Genomic DNA, 18968 nt, shown 5'->3' with positions numbered 1-18968 from the left:
GTACGGGGGTCGAGCATGTCGATACGCATAGTCCTCGCTGGTGATCACCAACTCGTGCTGGAGGCCTTCGCCGAGACGCTCAACGGCGTCGACGGACTGGAGGTCGTCGGCCTGGCCACGTCGTACGACTCCGTGCAGCCGGCCGTCGAGCGGCACCGGCCCACAGTGCTGCTGCTCGGCGAGTCCACGATGGGCGGCAAGGCGCTGCGCGTCGCCACCGACGTGCGCAGCCGGCATCCCCGGTGCGGGGTGGCGCTGATGGTCGGGGCGGCGACGTCGTCGGTGGTGGACCGTGCGGTTGCGGCCGGCGCGCTGGGCGTCGTGCCGAAGAACGCCCGGCTCCCCCAGCTCGTCACGACGCTGATGGGTGTCGCGGGCGGCTGCCTGACCGTCGATCCGTCGCTGCTGCGGCCGGTCTCGGTCGGTGAACTGTCGCTGAGTACGCGGGAGATGGACGTGCTGCGACTGACGGCCGGCGGGGCGACGGTGAAGGAGATCGCGGGTGAGCTGTATCTGGCGGCGGGCACGGTGCGGAATCTGACGTCCGCCGCGATCAAGAAGCTCGGCGGTCGCAACCGGTTCGACGCGGCGCGGATCGCCGGGGAACACGGGTTGCTGTGAGGGCGGTGTGGGCGGTGTGGGCGGTGTGGGCGGCGCAGGCGATGCGGGCAGTGTCGGTGGTGCGGGTGGTGCCGACGGGGCGGGCGGTGCCGGCGGTGGGCGGACGCGCGCCGGCCCCGGCACGAGGGGTGCCGGGGCGGGGCGTTGATGCCGTGCGAGCGCTGGTCGGGCTGGTGCGGTCGCTGCGGCGACGGTTGTGCGGTGACGTGCCGGGCTCACTTCTCCAGGCAGAACTCGTCGATCGGGTAGCCGACGTGGCGGTCGGCCGTGGGCAGGTGCCCGAGGATGGTGTCGCCGGGCTTCAGCTCCGTGGAGTTGAGGACGGCGGCGTTCGGGCCGAGGACGCGGACGTGCCAGTCGTCCTGGAGGATCAGGTTGACCGTCTGCCCGCTCGGGGCGACCGCGTCGATGGAGATCAGCGGACGGGTCTCGATCTTGACGCGGCCGACGCTGACGGGCCGGGTGCGGCCCTTGACGTCGACGGCCAGCACCTTGCTTCCGGCGTGGAGTTCGCTGAGGTAGTGGGTGCGGCCGGCCTGCGAGACGGTGTACGAGTGCAGGGCGCCGGCGTTGACCCGGAAGGGGCGGGTCGGCATGTACGGCAGCGGGTGGGTCTCACTGACGCACAGCACCATGCCCTTGGAGTGCGAGCCGACGAGGATGCCCTCGTCCTTGCGGAAGTGGGTCGTGGTGTCGACGCAGGCCCGCTCCCCCATGCCGATGTGCGTGGTCCGGGTGACGGTGAGTTCGACCAGGTCGATCTCGCCGCCCCGGGCGCTGGCGGCGGTGCGCAGGGCGGTGGCGTCGCCGACGGTGCTGGCCCGCATCAGGACGCCGTCCGAGCCCAGTTCCAGGACGCCGTAGATGATCTCGGCCTCCTCGGTGTTGGACGCGGTGGTGATGATGGAGCCGGGGGCGCCGGTGGCGGCGGCGATCACGATCTCCAGCGGGATCTTGGTGGGGTCGCGGAAGTCGAGCACGCTCCACGGCTCCAGGCGGGCCGCGAGGCAGGCGTCCTCCAGGGTGTCGGCGTCGACGATCTCCACGTAGCGGCCGAACTCGACGTCCGGGTGGGCCTCCTGGAGCGCGGCCCGCTCCTCGCGGGGGCCCGGGACGACGACCAGGTCGGCGGCGCCCAGGTCGGCGGGGACGGCGTCGAGCCCGTCCTCGAAGAGCAGGACCTTGCGGACGGTGGGCGGCAGACCGGCGAAGGCGGCCGGGTCGGCGGCGACGATGCCGTCGATGCGCTGGTGCAGGGCCTCTTCGAGGACGGCCTGGGTGGCGGTGCCGGCTCCGCGGATGTCAAGCCAGCACAGTTTTGCGTCCGTCATGATGCGGACCTCCTGTCGGGTGTGAGGAGTACGAAGGGTCGGAGAGGTGGCGCGTGTCGTGGTCGAGCGGGGAGCCGGGCGCGCCGAGGTGGGCCGGGGCGTCCAGGTGATCGGGGGTCAGCCGCTCGGCCCGGTGCGCGTCGGCCGGGAAGGCGAGCGGGGCGAAGTGCTGCTCCGGAAAGTGGTGGATCAGCCGGGCGACCTTGGCCGCGAGCTGCCGCGGGTCGGAGGCCTGGAAGATGTTGCGGCCCATCGCCACCCCGCCCGCGCCGCCGGCCAGGGCGTCCCGGACGTAGGCCAGCACGTCCTCCTCGGTGGGCATCGCGGGACCGCCCGCCACGAGGACGGGCACCGGGCAGGCCGCGGTCAGGTCGAGCATCTCCGCGGTCGAGCCGAGGAAGACGGTCTTGACCAGGTCCGCGCCCAGGTCGGAGGCGACGGTGACGGCGTGCGCCACCAGGTCCGGGTCGCGCGGGTCGGTGACCCGGGGGCCGCGCGGGTACACCATGGCGAGCAGCGGCAGGTTCCACCGGTCGCAGGCGTCGGCGATCCGTCCGAGGTCGCCGATCTGCTGCCGCTCGTCGTCGGAGCCGACGTTGACGTGGACGCTCACCGCGTCCGCGCCTAGCCGGAGGGCCTCCTCGACCTGCGTCACCACGTACTTGGCGTCGGGGTCGAGCGCCTGGCTGGTGGACGCGTTGAGATGGATGATCAGCGACATCGCGGCGAACCGCTCCGGGCTGATGTGCCGGACGCTGCCCTTGTGCACGACCACCGCGTCCGCGCCGCCGGCGGCGAGCTGCCCGGCGAGGTGGTCGAGGCTGGAGCCCTTGGGAGCGACGGGCCCGTCGCTGATCGAGTGGTCGAGAGGGGTGATCATCAGGCCTGCCGTGCTGTGGCGGTAGAGCCGCCGCAGCCTCAGTGACCTGGCGAAGTGGCCGAATGCGGTCATGGGATGCCCTTTCTGTTGCGCGGATCGGTACGCGTACGCCGGTCGGTGGCCCGGCGGGCGTCTGGTCCGGCGGAGCCGCCGGGGTCGGGCGGACCGGTGCCGCGCGGCTCGGCGGGCGGCCCCGACCCCCCGGGCCGGGTCCGCACCGGTGCGGTGACCTCCCGCAACCTGGCCCGGTCCGGTTTGCCGGACGGCGTCAGCGGGAGCTCGGGCCAGACCGAGACGCCGACCGGGGCGTGTTCCGGGGTGAGCGTCGCGGCGACGTAGCCGCGCAGGTCGCAGGAGGTGTGGCCGGCGCCGGAGTGGAGTTCGACGGCGGCGTGGACCTGCTCCACGAGGTCCTCGTCGCGTACGCCGAACACCGCCGCCTGCCGCACCTGCGGGTGCTGGAGCAGCGCCGCCTCGATGGCGGCCGGGTCGAGCTTGAGGCCGCCGTGCTTGATGACGTCGCCGACCCGGCCGTCGAGCCGGAGGTAGCCGTAGCGGTCCCAGTGCCCGAGGTCGCCGGTGCGCAGCCAGCCGTCCCGGTAGGTCGCCCGGGTCAGCTCCGCGTCGTCGAGGTAACCGGCGGACACGGTAGGCGAGTTGATCCAGATCTCGCCGGTCCGGCCGCGGCCCAGCGGGGCGCCGGAATCCGCTGCCCGGATCTCGACGCGCACCCAGGGGAAGGGCCGGCCCGCCGAGCCCAGCAGTTCGGGTTCGCGGTGGTCGAGCGGCGTGAGACTGCTGATGCCGCCCGCCTCCGTGGTGCCGTACACCTGGATGAGGACGTCGCCGAAGGCCCGGACCGCCTGCCGGACCCGCTCGGGGGCGGCCGGGGTGCCGCTGTAGGTGATGCGGCGCAGCGAGGACAGGTCGAACGAGGTGACCAGCGGGTGGTCGAGCAGGCGATACAGGTGGGGCACCGCCAAGTAGACGTCGGTGACGCCCAGTTCGGCGATCGCCGTCAGGGTCGCGTCGGCGTCGAACTCGTCGTGCAGGACGACCGTGCCGCCTGAGCACAGCACGGCGTCGGCCATGGGTGCCGTCGTGTGGCTGACCGGCGTGACCGACAGCAGCGTCGCCGGGCCCCGGGGGTCGAGGCCGGAGGCGAGCCGGTCGACGAGGTGTTCGCGGGTGCCGTAGCGCTGGGCGACCATCTTGGGCCGGCCGGTGCTGCCGCTGGTGAAGTCGACGACGGCCAGGTCGTCGGGGCGCGGCGGCGGGGCCGGTGGCACGGTGTCGTGCCCGTCCGCCGTGCGCGGGATCGCCCGCACGGTCAGGCCGGGCCGACGACGCGCCAGCCATCGGCCGCGGGCCGTGCTCTCCTCGTCCGTGTCGTCCACGAGCAGCAGCGACACCCCGAGGTCACGCAGGAGCCCGGTCTGGGTGGCGACCGAGAAGGTCTCGGTGTCCGTGCGCGGGTTCATCGAGCGGACGTAGACGGAGGTGGCGCCGAGCAGATGGACGGCGTAGCGGGCGCTGAGCATCAGCGGGTGGTTGGGGCCGGTCAGGATGGCGACGGTGGTGCCGGGGCGGACGCCGTGGGAGTGCAGGAGCGCTGCGCTGCCCAAGGCGGACGCGCGCAACTCCCCTGCCGTCACCGTCCGTTCCGGCCGGTGCAGGACGATGCGGGTCGGGTCCCTGCCCAGCGCCGCGAGGACGCGGCGCGCATAGGGGCGGGGAATGGCTTCGGTGGTCATGGTCCTCCTCTCAAGAAAGCAAGAGATGTTTCCGGGAATCACGGAACGCTTTCGAGTCACGGACCCGCTTTCGGGAATCGCGGGACGCTTTCGGGTCACGGACCGCTTTCGGGAATCACGGGACGCTTCCGGGAAGAAACGTTTCCGGAAATCAGGCGATCTTCATCTGCGCCATCATTCCCATGGCGCTGTGGTCGATCATGTGGCAGTGGTACGGATAGACACCGCGGTGCGAATCGAAGGTGAGCTGGAGTTTCGCCGTCTGGCCGGGGAAGAGCAGCACGGTGTCCTTCCAGCCGGTCTCCGCCGGATAGGGCGGCTGACCGTCCCGTTCGAGAATGCGGAACTGCACCAGGTGCGTATGGAAGTTGTGCGGGACGGTCGCGCTCTTGTTGGTGACCGTCCACACCTCGGTGCTGCCCCACTCGATGTGGGTGTCGATGCGGTCCGGGTCGAAGGTCTTGCCGTTGATGTAGGCCTGATGGCCGCCGGAGCCGGGCTCGTCCATGGAGAGCTCGAAGCCGCGCTCCACGGTCGGCTGGGGCAGCGCCGGCAGCGTGGCGAGGGTGTCCGGCACCCTGCTGGTGTCGGCGGTGCGCTCGCCGATGTCGAACCGCATGACCTGGCCGACGAGTTCGGTCGGGCCGGGGCCCAGCATGTTGGCGAGGGTGAGCTTGGTGCCGGGCGCGTACGTGGAGAAGTCGACGACGAAGTCGATGCGCTCCCCCGGGGACAGGACCAGCACCGGCGTCTCGGCGGGCGCGGCGAGCAGGCCGCCGTCGGTGCCGATCTGCTGCACGGGATGCTGGGTGGCCGAGCCGTCCGACAGCGCGAGGATGAAGATGCGCAGGTTGCAGGAGTTGACCAGCCGGAAGCGGTATTTGCGGGCCTCGACCTTGAGGTGGGGCCAGGGGCGGCCGTTGACCAGGATGGTCGTGCGGTTCTCCGCGTCGTCCATCGTGTAGACCATCTGCGCGCCTGTGTCGAAGTGCGCGTCGCGCAGCACCAGCGGGATGTCGTACTTCCCGGACGGCAGGCCCAGCTTGTCCTCGGCGGGGTCGCGCAGCAGGTACAGGCCGGACAGGCCCCGGTAGACGTGCTCGGACTCCATGTGGTGCGCGTGGTCGTGCGTCCACAGGGTGGCGCCGGGCTGCTTGTTCTCGTAGACGTAGGTCCGCTTGCGGCCGGGGGCGATGGTGTCCATCATCCCGCCGTCGTGCGCCACCGGGTTGTTGCCGCCGTGCAGGTGCACCGAGGTCGGCATGTCCAGCGCGTTGACCTGCTGGACGACGGTGGTGCGGCCGGTGCGCGCGCGGATGGTGGGGCCCGTGAACGAGCCGTTGTAGGTCAGGGCGTCGGTGCGGGTGCCCGGCAGGATCTCCACGCCGGCGCGGCGCATCGTGATCCGGTAGAAGTCGGCCGTCTTGGTGCGGCGGTAGGGGGCCAGGACCGGCGGGGTCGTCAGGGGCAGCGAGAAGGGTTCGACCGGGGCGGCCGCCGCGCCGGCCGGTGCTGCCTTCCCGGCCGCCGCACCGGCGGCCGGCTCTACGGCGGCGGCCGCGGCCGGCTGTCCGGCGGTGAGCGTCCGGAAGACCCCGCCCGCCGCGCCGACCGCGCCGACGGCGCCGGTGGTGAGGCCGAGACGTATCGCATGTCGACGACTGAACACGAGGTTTTCCTTCACTGTCGGTGAGTTGCGGGGAGAATTCCTGTTCCGAGGATGCGCTTCGGGTGCCGAATGTCCGAGCGATTGAAGTCCGTCCCTGTCATCTGTCATGCATTCCATGACCCGGGTCACGAGCGGGAATGGCGACTGTCATTCGGTGCGGCCGGTGCGGGGGGAGCCGGTGTAGCGGGCCGCAGAGTGGATTTCGACAGGTCCGCCCACGCGAGTTGTGTACCGGAGGCCCGATGAGTCCCGTAGGCACGAAAGCGATCACCGAGAAACCCCCCGGGTCCGCCGCCCGGGCACTGCGCACCGATGTGCGGGTGACGTTCGACGACGGCACGCACACGGCGCTGCTGAGGGGGCCCGTCACCTCCCTCGTCCTGCGCCCGGTGCGCGGCCCGTTGCGTACGGTCCTGCTCCGGCTGGCCGAGGGGCCGCTGCCGCGGGAGGAGTTGTACGAGGGGCTCGACGCGGCCGGCCGGGAGCGGGCCGACGCACTGCTGGAGCGGGCCGGGCAGCTGCTGGCGTACAGCGTGCTGACGCATGACGAGCCGCCGCTGCGGCGGGAGTTGCTGCGACTGGAGCCCACCGCGCGGGATGCCGGGCACCGGGTCGCGGACGTGGCCGCCGGCGACCGCGTCCGCCTCTCCCGGTTCGCGTTCTGCCGGTCCCGCGAGGGCGTGCTGGTCCTGGAGTCACCGCTGGTGAAGTTCCGCGCGGTGCTGGTCGACCGGGCTGCGCGTGAACTCGCCGCCGCCCTGGGGCAGCCGGGCCGGGCGGGGAGCGCCGGGGAGGTCACCGGACTGAGCGAGGCGGAGACCCTCGACGTCCTGGCCCACCTGGTCGGCCTCGGATTCGCCGAGGTCGCCGGCCCGGACGGCACGTTCTCCTCCGACAACGAACCGGTGCTGCGGCAGTGGGACTTCCACGATCTGCTGTTCCACTCGCGGGTCCGATCCGGGCGCCACGACGGTGTCTTCGGGGCCGTCTATCCCTACCGGGGCGAGATCGACCCGCTGCCCGCCGTGAAGCCCGCGCCGCCCGGCGCGGTGACCGAGCTGTACCGCCCGCGCCGCGCCGACCTCGACGCCGCCGACCCGTCGCTGACCGCCGCCATCGAGTCCCGCCGCTCCCACCGCGCCTTCGGGGACCGGGCGTTGACGGCGCGCGAGCTGGGCGAGTTCCTGTACCGGGTGCAGCGCGTACGCGTCCACCGCACCCCGGGCGCGGACTCCGCCGACGAGGACGAGGTCGTCTCACGGCCGTACCCGAGCGGCGGCTCGCTGTACGAACTGGAGCTGTACGTCACGGTGCTGCGCTGCGACGGGCTGGAGCCGGGCGTCTACCACTACGACTCCTACGCGCACCGCCTGGTCCTGGTCAGCGCCGAGGCGGCGGACCGGCGGGCACTGCTGGGCGTCGCGTCCCGCTCGGTGGGCTTCGACGTCCACCCCGACGTGCTCTTCACGGTGACCTCGCGCTTCCAGCGGATGGCGTGGAAGTACCGGGCGATGGCCTACGCCACGACGCTGCGGCACACCGGGGTGCTCTACCAGACCATGTACCTGGTGGCCACGGCGATGGGCCTGGCGCCCTGCGGGCTGGGCAACGGCGACGCCGACCTGTCGGCCCGGGTGCTGGGCCTGGACTACCTCCAGGAGTCCTCGGTGGGCGACTTCCTGCTGGGTACGCCGGCCTCCGGCACGGAGCTGCCCGCGGACCCGGGCGAGGAATGGCACATGGTGAACAGCCCCGACTGGGCAATTCCGCTCGACGGCCTCGGAAAGCCGGGCGGCGGCGAAAGGTCATCCGCCCCGTGATAAATGTCAGCCGGCGGCCGTGAACCCTGGCGCCGGGGTGATTGCCCGAGCAATATGGATGTCAGAGCCGGACGGGAAGGAAACAAATCCCGGAAGGCGACCAGGAATTCACGGCCGAGATTTCCGGTGACGGAATCGACGGCCTCGACGAAAGGAATGCGACATGACCGCCAAGGACATCAAGAACCAGGACGCGGACAAGGCGTTCGAGGGCTTCGACGCGGACGAGCTGGAGACCCTCGAGGTCACCGACGGCGTCGCCCTGCCCGAGATGGGCGCCTCCAGCGGCTCGATCGGCACCTCCTCCTCGTCCTCCAGCACCTGCTCGGCCTGCTGAAGTCTCACCCAGCACCTGCTCGGCCTGCTGAACCACTCACCCAGGACCTTCGGAAGGAATTCGACATGACCGCCAAGGACATCAAGAACCAGGACGCGGACAAGGCGTTCGAGGGCTTCGACGCGGACGAGCTGGAGACCCTCGAGGTCACCGACGGCGTCGCCCTGCCGGAGATGGGCGCCTCCAGCGGCTCGATCGGCACCTCGTCCTCCTCGTCCAGCACCTGCTCGGCCTGCTGAACCAGCGTCACGGCACCAGCACCACGGCGTGAACGCGTCAAGGATGCGCCTGTCCGGCCTCGGCCGGTCGGGCACATCCTTGCGTTCGGATCTCTCAGAAGGTCAGCCGCGCAGGGCCAGGTGGTACGACGAGGCCCACAGCACCACCGCGCTGCCCAGGCCCACCACGATCCGCACGGTCTCGCTCGCGACGCCGGCCGCGACGAGCACGAACCCGGCGACCGCGACGACGGTCAGCAGCGACGCCGTCCACCGGTACTGCCACTGGTCGTACAGGCGGGCGAGCGGGAAGAAGTGCAGGCCCACGACGAGGGCGATGCCCGCGGGGATGACCTCGGGCCGGCCCGCGGCGTTGGAGGCGGCGATGACGCCGAAGATGGCCGCCAGTTCCACGGTGTTGACGATTCCCACGCCGCGCGCCCAGTTGGCCGGAAGGTCCACCGTCCGGGGCGAGGGCGCGGCGTCCTTGCGGTACCCCAGGTAGATCGCCGCCGCGGTGATCAGCAGCGCCGCCACCTCGATGGCGAGCGGCGCGACATCCGTCGCCGAGCCGGTCCCGGAGGCCGCCGCCACGGCCCACATCAGGCCGAACACGGAGAGCACGGCCACGCCTCGGCGGCGCAGGTTGCGGGTGAGGGCGAGGCACTCGGCGTCCGTGGCGGACGGGGTGGGGGGTGTTGTGGGGGACGTAGATGTCACTCGCGGAGAATACACCTGCCGACCTGCCTTCTTGGCGGTTTCCGGCCAGTTCACCGGCACTCTCGAACCAGCCCATCGACGCCCCCGAAGCGGAATGCAACATTCCGTCATCTTGACCCTTGGTCGGGCGTCACGGAAACGATGACGTATGTAAGCGCCGGGCCTTTTTCCCTTCCGGCTCGAATTCCCGGCGCCAAACATGGGATTCAGGTTCACGAATTCATTGTGGCTCTTCTCGGAAGGTGAAAGGACATGGGGGTTCACGCTCCGGAGCGCATTGCCGTGAGGCCGGATTCCGCCGGCCTGACGGGGGTGCGACTCCATACCCGGATGCCGGTGACACCGGCCTGGCTGGCCCGGCACGTCGTCCCGGTCGCCCGCGCACTGGGCGAGCGGGGCGTGCCCGGCGTGCAGGTGCGGCGCGGCTGGCTGCACGGACCGCACGTCGACGTACTCGCCCCGGCCGGCGCGCCGCCGCCCGGCGGCGCCGTCGACTGGGCGGCGATCGAGGCCGCGCTGGACGCCGGCCCCCTCGACCCGGCCCGGGCGCTGACCGAGGAGGTGTATCTGGACCAGGCCCGCGAGTTCGGCCGCCTCGAAGCGGTGGAGCCGCCGTACCTGCCGCTGCGCGAGCACGGCGCGGTGCTGCGCGTCGAACCCGGCGACCCCGCGCTGCGCTCCCGGGAGCCGCGCCTCGACGCCCTGCGCACGGTCGTGTACGGCGCCCTCGCGACGCCGGTGCTGACGATGATCGAGGGGATGGCCGAGGAGCCGGGCAGTGGCACGGTCCGCCTCGCGGAGGCGTTCGCCGCCCTCGTCGACACCCATGCGCTGGGTCCGGCCTACGGGGTGTTCTCGCCCCGCTCGCACGTGGAGGCCTTCCTCGCCTGGGCGGCCCCGCGCAAGGACATGCGCCCGGTCTTCCGGGAGCGCCTCGCCAAGGAGGGCCCCCGCATCCGGGAGGTCGTCGAACAGCGCCTGAACGGCGCGGTGTCCCCGGCGGCGGCCCAGTGGCGCACGGCGTTCGCCTACGGCGCCGGGGTCCTGGACCACGCCGTCGCCACCGGCGCCCTCACCCCGGACCTGCTCGACTCCGTCACCGACGGCGTCGACCGCAGCCGGATGGGGCCGCCCGGAGCGGAGACGGTGGTGCCGCGCGGCGAGCAGCCGGACACCGACTTCCACCGGACCGTGCACGGCTCGGGGGCGATCAGCACCCCGTCCCCGTTCTTCGCCGCCTACCGCCTGCTGACGAACCTCTTCTACCAGCAGCTGCCCCTGCTCACGGTCTCGCCGATGCAGCGCTACTACATGTGCTTCGCGCTCGCCGAGACCGTCGACGAGGTGCTCGGCAGCAGCTGGCGGGAGCGTCTCACCGCCACGCAACCGACGGGAGCCCCGCGATGACCAGCCCCGAACCCCAGTGGTTCCTGCGCGTCAACCCGCTGCGCAGGGCCCGCCTCGCCGACCCGGAGCAGCGCCGCCTGCTTGGTGAACTGGCCACGGCGGAAGCCGAGTTGGCGGAGGCCGCCGAGGTGTGCTCACAGGAGCTGTACGAGCGGATCGGCGCGGCCGCCTCGGACGCCGAGCGGCGCGAGCTCATCGCGCTGCGCCGCGCCATCCACAACGGCCGCGCCCCCAAGAAGACGCCCGAGAGCCTCGAAGCGACCCCGTCGGTGGCCCGCTGGCTGGCCGCCTGGACCGGGCGGGAGCGGCTGCGCGCCACGATCACGCAGGGCTACCCGGCCGCGGCCGACCGCGAACGCGCGGTGCTGGCCGCCCTGCTGGGCGACGGCGACCTGCTGCGCTCCCTCGCGCTCATCGCCCCCGAGGTGCACCAGGAGGCCGAGCGCTACCGGGCCGCGGTGGAGGGCCCGGGCAAGGTGTCCGCCCGCACCCGCAAGTCGGAGCGCGGCCTGATCCAGTACGTGACCCGGGCGATGGTGCGCACCAGCCCGCTCTCCCGGTTCACAGCGGTGGGCATCGCCGAGCCGGCCCCGGCCGGCGATCCGGAGGCCGTCCGCCCCGGCGACGTGCCCTTCACCGGCGCGCGGGCCGTGCCGGGCCTGGACCGGGTCATGCTCCACTACGTCCTCGGCGGCCTGCCCACCGACGACACCGACCTGACCGCGCTGTGGGTGGGGATGCCGCCCACCTCGGCCCCCGACCCGGAGACGGGCAAGCTGTTCTTCCTGAAGTTCTCCGAGCAGGGCATGCACCGTCTCGCGGTCCCGCTCGACGGGCCCGTGGGCGATCTGCTCGACGCGCTGTCGATGGGGCCGCGCAGGTTCCCGGCGGTCGTCGCGCACGTCGCCGCCCGGGCCGGCTGCCCCGCGGAGGAGGCCGAGCGGCGTGTGCGGCAGGCCCTGCACCAGGGCGTGCTGTGCACGTTCAGCAGGCCCGAGGAGGAGTCCGCCGCGGGCGACTACGACGACCTGCTGACGCTTCCCGATGCCGAGCAGCCGCCCGGTGTACGGGAGTTGGCGAAGCGGGTGCGCGCCGGGCTGCCCCGGGTGACCGAGGCCTCGGCCGCCGAGCGGGGCGCGCTGCTGGCCGGACTGCGCGGCGACCTCGGCCGGTTCAGCCAGGCGGCGGGCCGCCCGGCGCACATCACGGTCGAGGAGGACTACGTCATGCCGCCGCTCAAGGTGGCGGCCTCCGACTGGCACGCCCCGCTGGCCGACCTCGGCCCCGCGGTGGAGCTCCTGACCGTCTTCGACTGGCTGCACGACGTACGGGTCCTGATGACCGCCGCGTTCGTGGAGCGGTTCGGGGCCGGGGCGAACGTGCCGCTCGCCGAGCACGCGGCGTTCATCGTCGGGGAGGTCTCACGGCGGGCCGCCGCGATGGCCGCCGTGTACGGGCCCGAGGGCACCGGCCAGGCCGCCGCGCTGTCCGGGATCGGACCGGCGGACGGCTGCCTGGAGCGCATGTACCTGCTGCGCCGCGAGCTGTCCGAGGAGGTGCACGCCCTCCTCACCAAGACGGCCCAGGCCGGTGAGGACACCCTGCGGCTCACCGCGGCGGACGTCGCCGAGCTGACCCGGGCGCTGCCCGACCGCTTCCGGAGCGACCCGCTGATCTACGGCGTACTGCTCCAGCAGGCCGGCGGCCACCTCGTCCTCAACGACGGACTGCCGGGCCACGGCATGCTGTACGCGCGCTTCCTGGAGGCCGACCGCCGCCAGGGCGGCCGCGCCCTGCCCCGCCTGGCCGACCACCTGAAACGCTTCTACGGCCACGACGGCACCCGCATCACCGAGGACCTGGGCCTGCACCGCCTCAACGTCAACGCGCACACCCCGGTGCTGCCGGGCGGCCTCACGGCCGAGGACTGGTTCACGCTGCGCCTGGCGCACGACCCGGAGACGGACACGCTGCGGGTCGAGGACACCGACGGCGCCCCGCTGCGGGTGCTGCCGCTGGGCACCGGCCACCCGGGCCTCTTCCCGCCGCCCCTGTCGGTCGCCTCCGGCCTGGTGATCAGCGGCCGGCTCTTCAACAGCCTGCCCAACTCCTGGCACGCGGCGACCCCGTGGGACGGCAAGCACACCCGCGTCGCTCCGCGCATGGCGGTCGGCGACGTCCTCATCGGGCGCCGCCGCTGGTACGGCGGTGCCGAACTGGACACGGCCGTCGCCGCCGGGCCCGACGAACACGAGCGGCTCCTCGGACTGACCGCCTGGCGCTCCCGCCACGGCGTCCCCGAGGAGGTCGTCATCAAGTCGGCGCCGGAGGACGAGGGCCCGCTGTCGGTGGGCGCCCCCGACGTCCAGTCCAAGCGCCTGGCGCAGAAGCCGCAGTACGTCGACCTGTCCAGCGCGCTCGCGGTGCGGGTCCTGCCGCGGATGCTGGAGCGCCGCGGCGCCGGCACGAGCTATCTGGAGGAGGCCCTGCCCGGCGTCACCGACGGCACGCACGCCACGGAGTGGGTGCTCGAGGTGGGGCGTGAAGCCGGAGGCCGCTTCGTGTACGACCCGGCGAACAACGGGGCAGCGGAAGGAGTCCGGCCATGACCGTGACCGATGTGGAGAGGAGCCCGGTCGAGTCACCCCCGGCCGCCGCGCCCCTCAAGGCCCGGCCCGGGCTGCACTACGCGCCCGTGCCGGGGGGCGTCTACTTCAGCGGGACGCGCGGGCAGTTCGTGCTGCGCGGCTCGGAGCTGCTGTACGCGGTGGCGGACGGTTGCGTGCCGCTGCTGCGGGCGGGGACGACGGAGGACGCGCTGGTCGCCGAGTTCGGCACCGAGCGGGCCCGGCCCGCCGTACGGCATCTTCTGGGCAAGCTCCGGGAGAACGGCCTGCTGCTCGACCCGGCCACGCTCACCGAGCCGGAACCGCCGGACGAACTGGCCGCCCGGCACGCCGACACGCTGGCCCGCCTCACCGCCCGCCTCGACGACCCGTACGCGGCGTTCGCCCGTCTGCGCCGGGCCCGGGTGCGGCTGCACGGCCCGACGACGGCGACGGCTCCGGCCCTGCGCGGACTGCGCCGGGCGGGCGTGGCCGACGCGACGGCGACGGCCCTCCCGGTGACGCCGCCGACGCCCCTGGTCCCGGTCTGCGATCCCGCGATGTACGCGGACCCCGCCCTGCTGTCCGGCAGGAGCGGATCGGCAGGCGGCTCCCGCGCCCTGATCTCCGCCGGCGCCCCGGCGGTGCGCGCGCTTTCGACCACCGGCGACCCGGCGGTGCGCACTCCTTCGACTCCCGCCGGCGCCCCGGCGGTGCAGCACTCACTGACTCCCGTCGGCGACCCGGCGGTGGATGGAACCGGTACACGCACTCCCGCCGGCGACCCGGCGGTGAACCAACCCGGTACGCGAACTCCCGCCGGCGCCCCGGCGGTGGATGGAACCGGTCCGCGTACTCCCGTCGGCGACCCGGCGGTGAACGGACACGGTGCCACAACTCCCGTCGGCGGCCCGGCGGTGACGGCGCCTGTGACGACCGAGGGCGTGCCCAGGGTCGTCGTCGAGTTCCTCGACGGTGACCGGACGTGGACCGAGGAGGACGGCACACTGCACGTGCCCGTGCTGCTCGGGCCCGGGCCGGTGCTGGTCGGGCCCGTCGGAGTCGCACCCGGCGTCTGGGAGGTCTTCCGGGACCGGGCCAGGGCCTGGGCGGACGCCGAGGGCGTCGAACCGGCGACCGGGCCGATCGCCCACTCCCTCGCGGGAGCCCTCGCCGCACAGCTCCTGACCGACACCCTCACGGGTGTCGCGGAGCCCGGTGAGGCCCACGTCGTGCACGGCCCCGATCTGACGGCCGACCGCGTCACCGTCACGGGCGCCCCCGTGAGCGAAGCGGTCGCCGTCCGTCTCGCCGGCGCCCCCGCCGAACCCCTCCCCGCCCCCGAGGACGCGCTCGACGCCGCCGGCGTGCTCACCGCCCGCTGGACCGGCCTCTTCGCCTCCGCCCAGGGCGAGGACCTGCCGCAGATGCCCCTCGCCCTGCGCGCGGCGGAGCACCGGGCGGACCGCACGGGCACGGTCACCGCATGGGCCGCCCACCAGGAGACGGCGACCATCGCCGCCGCCCTGGCCGCCCTGCGCGACCGCGTCACCGACGCGACCGGTACCCCGGCGGCGGGCCTCACCCGCGAGCACTGGCTGCTGGACGGCGCCCTGCGCCGACTCGCCCGGACGGACGGCGACGTCCTCGACACGGACGCACCGCTGCACGCCGAAGGCCACCGCATCGCCGCCGAGTTGCGGGCATGCCTCGGCGGGTCCGAACCGGTCCTCGCCGTCTCCCGGTACGCCGGGGTCGGCTGGCCGCTGGCCGAGGTCACCGCCGACGGGCGTCCGCTCGGCGCCGGCTGGGGGCCGACCGCCGCGGAGGCGACGTACGCCGCGCTGTGCACGGCACTGGCCGTGGCGCAGACCGGCGGCACGGCCGGCCGGCTCTCCACCGACGCCCTGCTGACCGCGGACGACGCGACCCGGGCGGCGTTGCGCGCGCAGCTCACGGCCCGGGCCGTCCACGAGGGGCACGCTCTTCGCACCGACCCGGTGCTCGGCGAACTCCCCTTCTGGCACGGCCCGGTGACCGCCCATGCCGTCCCCACGACCGCCGAGGAGGCCACCGATGCCGACCACTGAACCGTTGGCCACCGAGCGGTCGACCACTGAGCTGTCGACGCCCGTGCAGGCCGGTCCCGCCCTGCCGGTGACGGCGTACGACGACTGGCTGCCCGCCCTCGTACCCCTGGCCCGCGCCACCGGGGCCACCGTCTGCGTCAACCTCGGCTGGGACCTGGACTGGGAGCGCGACCGCGTCACCCGGGCGACGGGTCCGCACCTGTCCGTGCGGGTCTACGACGACGAGGTCATGGTGGGCCCCCTGTGGGCGCCCGGCACGACGTCCGGCTGCGCCGCCTGCGCCGAGGTGCGCGAACGCACCGTCCTCGACCACCCGCTCGTGGGCGACCTCACCCAGGCCACCCGCGTCCCGGCAGCGCCCGCGCCCCTCCTGCCCGAGCTCCTGCGCACCGGCCTGGACCACCTGGCCGCCCATCCCCTCGCGCCGGGCGAGGCCTACTCGGTGACGGTCCGCGGCACCCGCCGGCACCGCATCGCCCGCAGCTTCCACTGCCCGGCCTGCGGCCCCTCTCCCGAGGACCTGGTGGCGACCGGGCCCCCGGCACCCCGCCCCCTGCGCTCCCGGCCCGCCGTGCCCGGGGACGCCACCCGCACCGCGGCGAGCCGTCTCGTCGAGCCCGGCTTCCTGCGGGACCGGCTCGTCGACGACCGTTTCGGGCCGGTCCGCGCGATCCTGCGCGAGTCGCACGCCCCGTTCGCGATGAGCATGGCCGTCGTCGCCGACGCCCCGGCCATGGGGCACGGCAGGGCCCGTACGTTCACGGAGACCGAACCGGTGGCCGTCCTGGAGGCATACGAACGGCTCGGCGGCTACCCCTACGACATCCCCCTGCTGACCGGCCGCTCGTACCGCGCGGTTGCCGAACGGGCCGTCGACCCGGGCAGCCTCGGCCGCTACACCGCAGAGCAGCTCGCCCACCCGACCAGCAGGGCCACGCCGTTCACCGCCGACACCCCGATGGACTGGGCCTGGGGCCACGACCTGGCCGACGGCACTCCCCTGCTGGTCCCGGCCGATCACGCCTTCTACCAGTACGAGTACGCGTTCCGCCGGGACCGGCGCGCGGCGCGCGTGGCCGGGGCCGCCAACCGCAGGCACTACTTCTTCGACTGCTCCAGCGGCTGCGCGGTCGGCGCCAACTACGAAGAGGCCGCGCTGCACTCCCTCTTCGAACTGGCGGAACGGGACGCCTTCCTGACGTCCTGGTACCGGGCCGAGCCGCTCCCGCACATCCCGGTCGGCACGCTCACCGACCCCACCAGCCGGGCCATGGTCGAGCTGATCAGGGCCCGTGGCTACGACGTCCATCTCCTGGTCGCCACCCGGGACATCGGACTGCCGGTGGTGTGGGTGATCGCCGTGAACGAGAAGGACCCCTTCCCGGCGACCTTCTCCTCCGCCGGCTCGGGCGCCGAGCCCGAGTCCGCGATCCGCGGCGCGCTGCGCGAGGTCGCCCAGCTCGTCACCAACCCGGTCGACTGGACGCGCGAGCAGGTGGAGCGGATGGTCGAGGACCCGTGGTTGGTGGAGGAGCTGGAGGACCACGTCCGCTTCTCCTCCATTCCCGAGACCCGCGACCGCGCCCTGGCGGGCCTCGGCGGCCCGGCCGTCACCCTGGAGGAGGCGTTCCCGGACTGGCCGGGACGGCTGGAGCGCGCGGCCGGCGGTGACGTACGCGGCACGCTGCAGTACGTCGCCTCGCTCTTCGCAGACGCGGGTCTGGACCGGATCGTCATCGTCGACCAGACCAGCCGGGAGCACGCCGACGCCGGTATCGCGGTCGCCCGTGCCGTCGTCCCCGGCATCGTGCCGATGTGCTTCGGCCACGCCCAGCAGCGCCTGGACGGACTGCCCCGGCTGCGCGCCGCCCTGCGCGGCACGGGCCAGGAGCACCGGGCGATCCCCTACGACCCGCACCCGTTCCCGTGACGGCCCCCGCCGAGCCCTGGACGCGACGCGCCCCGGTCGACCTGCCGGGCCCCGAGGGCGACAACAGCATCGCCCGCGAGCCCCTCTGGTACGCCTACGGCACCGGCGACGACGCCCCGGAACCACCGCCGTGGACCTGGGCGGCCACACCGCCGCCCGACTCCCACGTGCCGCCCCCGCCACCGCGCCCGGCGGGCCCGGCGACCCTGCTGCCGCCGGGCACGACGGACCATCTGTCGGCGCTCCCGTACCCGCTGGTCCCGGCCCCGGGCCCGGCCGTTCCGGACGCTCTGGCCCACGCCCTGACCACCACGTTCGCTCCCCTGCGCCGCGAACCGGAGAACCCGTACAACGAACACCGCCCCTACGCGTCGCCGCGCTGCCTGTTCCCGGTGCACGCCTTCGTGGGGGACGGCCACGACTGGCGCCTGCTGGAACCGACCCGCCACACCCTCACGGGCCCCGGCACGGGCAGCCCGGGCCGCATCGCCCTCACCGGCCGCTACACCGCGATCCCCCTGGCGTACCAGTGGTTCCGGGGTTCGCTGGTGGCCATCGAGACGGGCATGGTGCTGCGCGCGTTGAGCCTGGGACTGGAGCTCTTCGGGACACCGGCGTCCCTGACACCGCCGACGGCGGACGGACCGGAGCTGTTGCGCGAGCTGGGCGTGGAGCAGACCTGGGAGTGGTCACTGCCGTGGCTGGTCGAGCTGGACGAGGCGCTTGGCGCAGGTCGCGATGCGACCGGTCCAAAGGAGACGCCGGTCCCCGAGGGCGACCCTTCCCTCACCGACGTGGTCCGTGTCAACCGAGCTCAGCCGTACGGACCTAGGGGCGCGGGGAACTGCGCGACCAGCCACAACGAACCCGCACCCGTCACCACCGCCGTACCCCCCACCCTGCCCCCCTCACCACACACCCCCACCTGGTCGGAACTCCTCTGGCACCGCCACTCCGGCCGCATGCCCCGAGCCCTCCACGGCATGGACTCGGCCACGTGCCTCACCCCCCTCCCCACCAGAACCCTCACCACCGCCCTGGCCTGGCTCGGCGTCCCCCCACCGCACCCCACCCTCGCCGCCGCCTTCGACGAAGTCACCGTCACCGCCGTCGTCCAGCACATCGGCGGCCACACCCCCGGGATTCACCGCATCCACGACGGCACCGCACACCTGCTCCGCCGGGACCCCACCGCCCCCGCCGGCCTGGAGGCCAACTACGGCTACGGCCTGACCCCCGTCAACGGCTGCGGCATCGCCAACGCCCCCCTCACCGTCTTCTTCTCCATCCGCCCCCGCGACCTCTTCGCCCGCTTCGGCCCGGCCGGCTGGAGCGCCGCCCAGCACGCCTGCGGCTGGGCGGTCCACGGACTGTGCCTGGCCGCCGCCGCGGAGGGCCTTTTCGCCCGGCCGGTCCGGGCGTTCAAGGAGATCCAGACCAAGGAGGTCATCGGCCTGGGCGAGGACGAGACGATCGTCCTGTCGGCGGTGGTCGGCGTACCGCGCGAGACCGGGGGCGCCGTGCTGGACCTGCGCACGTAAGGCCCTGGGATCAGTAGGGCCCTGGAACCGCCCATCGACCGGAC

Annotated in this window: 14 protein-coding genes; 9 read left to right on the top strand and 5 right to left on the bottom strand. The window is 73.5% G+C overall.

Features of this window, described 5'->3' with window-relative positions; translation table 11 throughout:
- The first annotated feature begins 15 nt into the window (after positions 1-15).
- Positions 16-621: a response regulator transcription factor gene (locus tag IE153_RS37500; RefSeq protein WP_031104995.1), complete on the top strand. Its 606-nt coding sequence runs from the start codon at positions 16-18 to the stop codon at positions 619-621.
- Positions 622-836: 215 nt separating this feature from the next.
- On the opposite strand, the gene IE153_RS37495 is transcribed toward IE153_RS37500, so the two are convergent.
- The 4 genes from IE153_RS37495 to IE153_RS37480 all read right to left on the bottom strand — a co-directional run bounded on the left by IE153_RS37495 (position 837) and on the right by IE153_RS37480 (position 6255).
- Positions 837-1952, bottom strand: a complete 1116-nt coding sequence (locus IE153_RS37495) for a 3-dehydroquinate synthase II (protein ID WP_189594163.1) — start codon at positions 1950-1952, stop codon at positions 837-839.
- The gene (locus IE153_RS37490) at positions 1924-2904 is read right to left on the bottom strand and encodes a 2-amino-3,7-dideoxy-D-threo-hept-6-ulosonate synthase (protein WP_189594162.1); all 981 of its coding nucleotides are present in this window, start codon (positions 2902-2904) and stop codon (positions 1924-1926) included. The genes IE153_RS37495 and IE153_RS37490 overlap by 29 nt, the downstream gene beginning before the upstream one ends.
- Positions 2901-4586: a class I adenylate-forming enzyme family protein gene (locus IE153_RS37485; protein ID WP_189594161.1), complete on the bottom strand. Its 1686-nt coding sequence runs from the start codon at positions 4584-4586 to the stop codon at positions 2901-2903. Before IE153_RS37485 ends, IE153_RS37490 begins: the two co-directional genes overlap by 4 nt.
- A 151-nt stretch (positions 4587-4737) precedes the next feature.
- Positions 4738-6255: a multicopper oxidase family protein gene (locus tag IE153_RS37480; protein WP_189594160.1), complete on the bottom strand. Its 1518-nt coding sequence runs from the start codon at positions 6253-6255 to the stop codon at positions 4738-4740.
- A 242-nt stretch (positions 6256-6497) separates the two neighbouring features.
- Between IE153_RS37480 and IE153_RS37475 the strand changes: the two genes are divergently transcribed.
- The 3 genes from IE153_RS37475 (at position 6498) to IE153_RS37465 (ending at position 8651) form a co-directional block, all read left to right on the top strand.
- Positions 6498-8075, top strand: coding sequence for a SagB/ThcOx family dehydrogenase (locus tag IE153_RS37475; RefSeq protein ID WP_189594159.1), 1578 nt, complete (start codon positions 6498-6500; stop codon positions 8073-8075).
- Between the two features lie 163 nt (positions 8076-8238).
- Entirely contained in the window at positions 8239-8412 is a 174-nt protein-coding gene (locus IE153_RS37470; protein WP_078615318.1) for a thiazolylpeptide-type bacteriocin, read from the top strand.
- A 65-nt stretch (positions 8413-8477) separates the two neighbouring features.
- On the top strand, positions 8478-8651 hold the full coding sequence (locus tag IE153_RS37465; RefSeq protein WP_078615318.1) for a thiazolylpeptide-type bacteriocin: 174 nt from the start codon (positions 8478-8480) through the stop codon (positions 8649-8651).
- A 102-nt stretch (positions 8652-8753) separates the two neighbouring features.
- Here the strand turns inward: IE153_RS37465 and IE153_RS37460 are convergent, their stop codons facing one another.
- Positions 8754-9350 carry a hypothetical protein gene (locus IE153_RS37460; protein ID WP_229829356.1) on the bottom strand — a complete coding sequence of 199 codons (597 nt, stop codon included), beginning with the start codon at positions 9348-9350 and terminating at the stop codon, positions 8754-8756.
- A gap of 330 nt (positions 9351-9680) precedes the next feature.
- Here IE153_RS37460 and IE153_RS37455 point away from each other — a divergent pair, with 330 nt between their 5' ends.
- Genes IE153_RS37455 through IE153_RS37435 form a run of 5 tightly spaced genes read left to right on the top strand, consistent with a single transcriptional unit; the run spans position 9681 to position 18924 of the window.
- Complete coding sequence (locus IE153_RS37455; RefSeq protein WP_189594158.1) at positions 9681-10757, top strand: hypothetical protein; 1077 nt, start codon at positions 9681-9683, stop codon at positions 10755-10757.
- Positions 10754-13366: a lantibiotic dehydratase gene (locus tag IE153_RS37450; RefSeq protein WP_189594157.1), complete on the top strand. Its 2613-nt coding sequence runs from the start codon at positions 10754-10756 to the stop codon at positions 13364-13366. Before IE153_RS37455 ends, IE153_RS37450 begins: the two co-directional genes overlap by 4 nt.
- Positions 13363-15453, top strand: coding sequence for a hypothetical protein (locus IE153_RS42505; protein WP_189594156.1), 2091 nt, complete (start codon positions 13363-13365; stop codon positions 15451-15453). The genes IE153_RS37450 and IE153_RS42505 overlap by 4 nt, the downstream gene beginning before the upstream one ends.
- Positions 15440-17383 (top strand): TOMM precursor leader peptide-binding protein, encoded by a 1944-nt coding sequence (locus IE153_RS37440; protein ID WP_189594155.1) that lies wholly within the window; start codon positions 15440-15442, stop codon positions 17381-17383. Before IE153_RS42505 ends, IE153_RS37440 begins: the two co-directional genes overlap by 14 nt.
- The gene (locus IE153_RS37435; RefSeq protein WP_189594154.1) at positions 17380-18924 is read left to right on the top strand and encodes a nitroreductase family protein; all 1545 of its coding nucleotides are present in this window, start codon (positions 17380-17382) and stop codon (positions 18922-18924) included. Before IE153_RS37440 ends, IE153_RS37435 begins: the two co-directional genes overlap by 4 nt.
- The last annotated feature ends 44 nt before the right edge of the window (positions 18925-18968 follow it).

Source organism: Streptomyces massasporeus (genome assembly GCF_014648995.1).
Lineage (GTDB): Bacteria > Actinomycetota > Actinomycetes > Streptomycetales > Streptomycetaceae > Streptomyces > Streptomyces massasporeus.
This window is presented reverse-complemented; position numbering and strand designations above follow the sequence as displayed.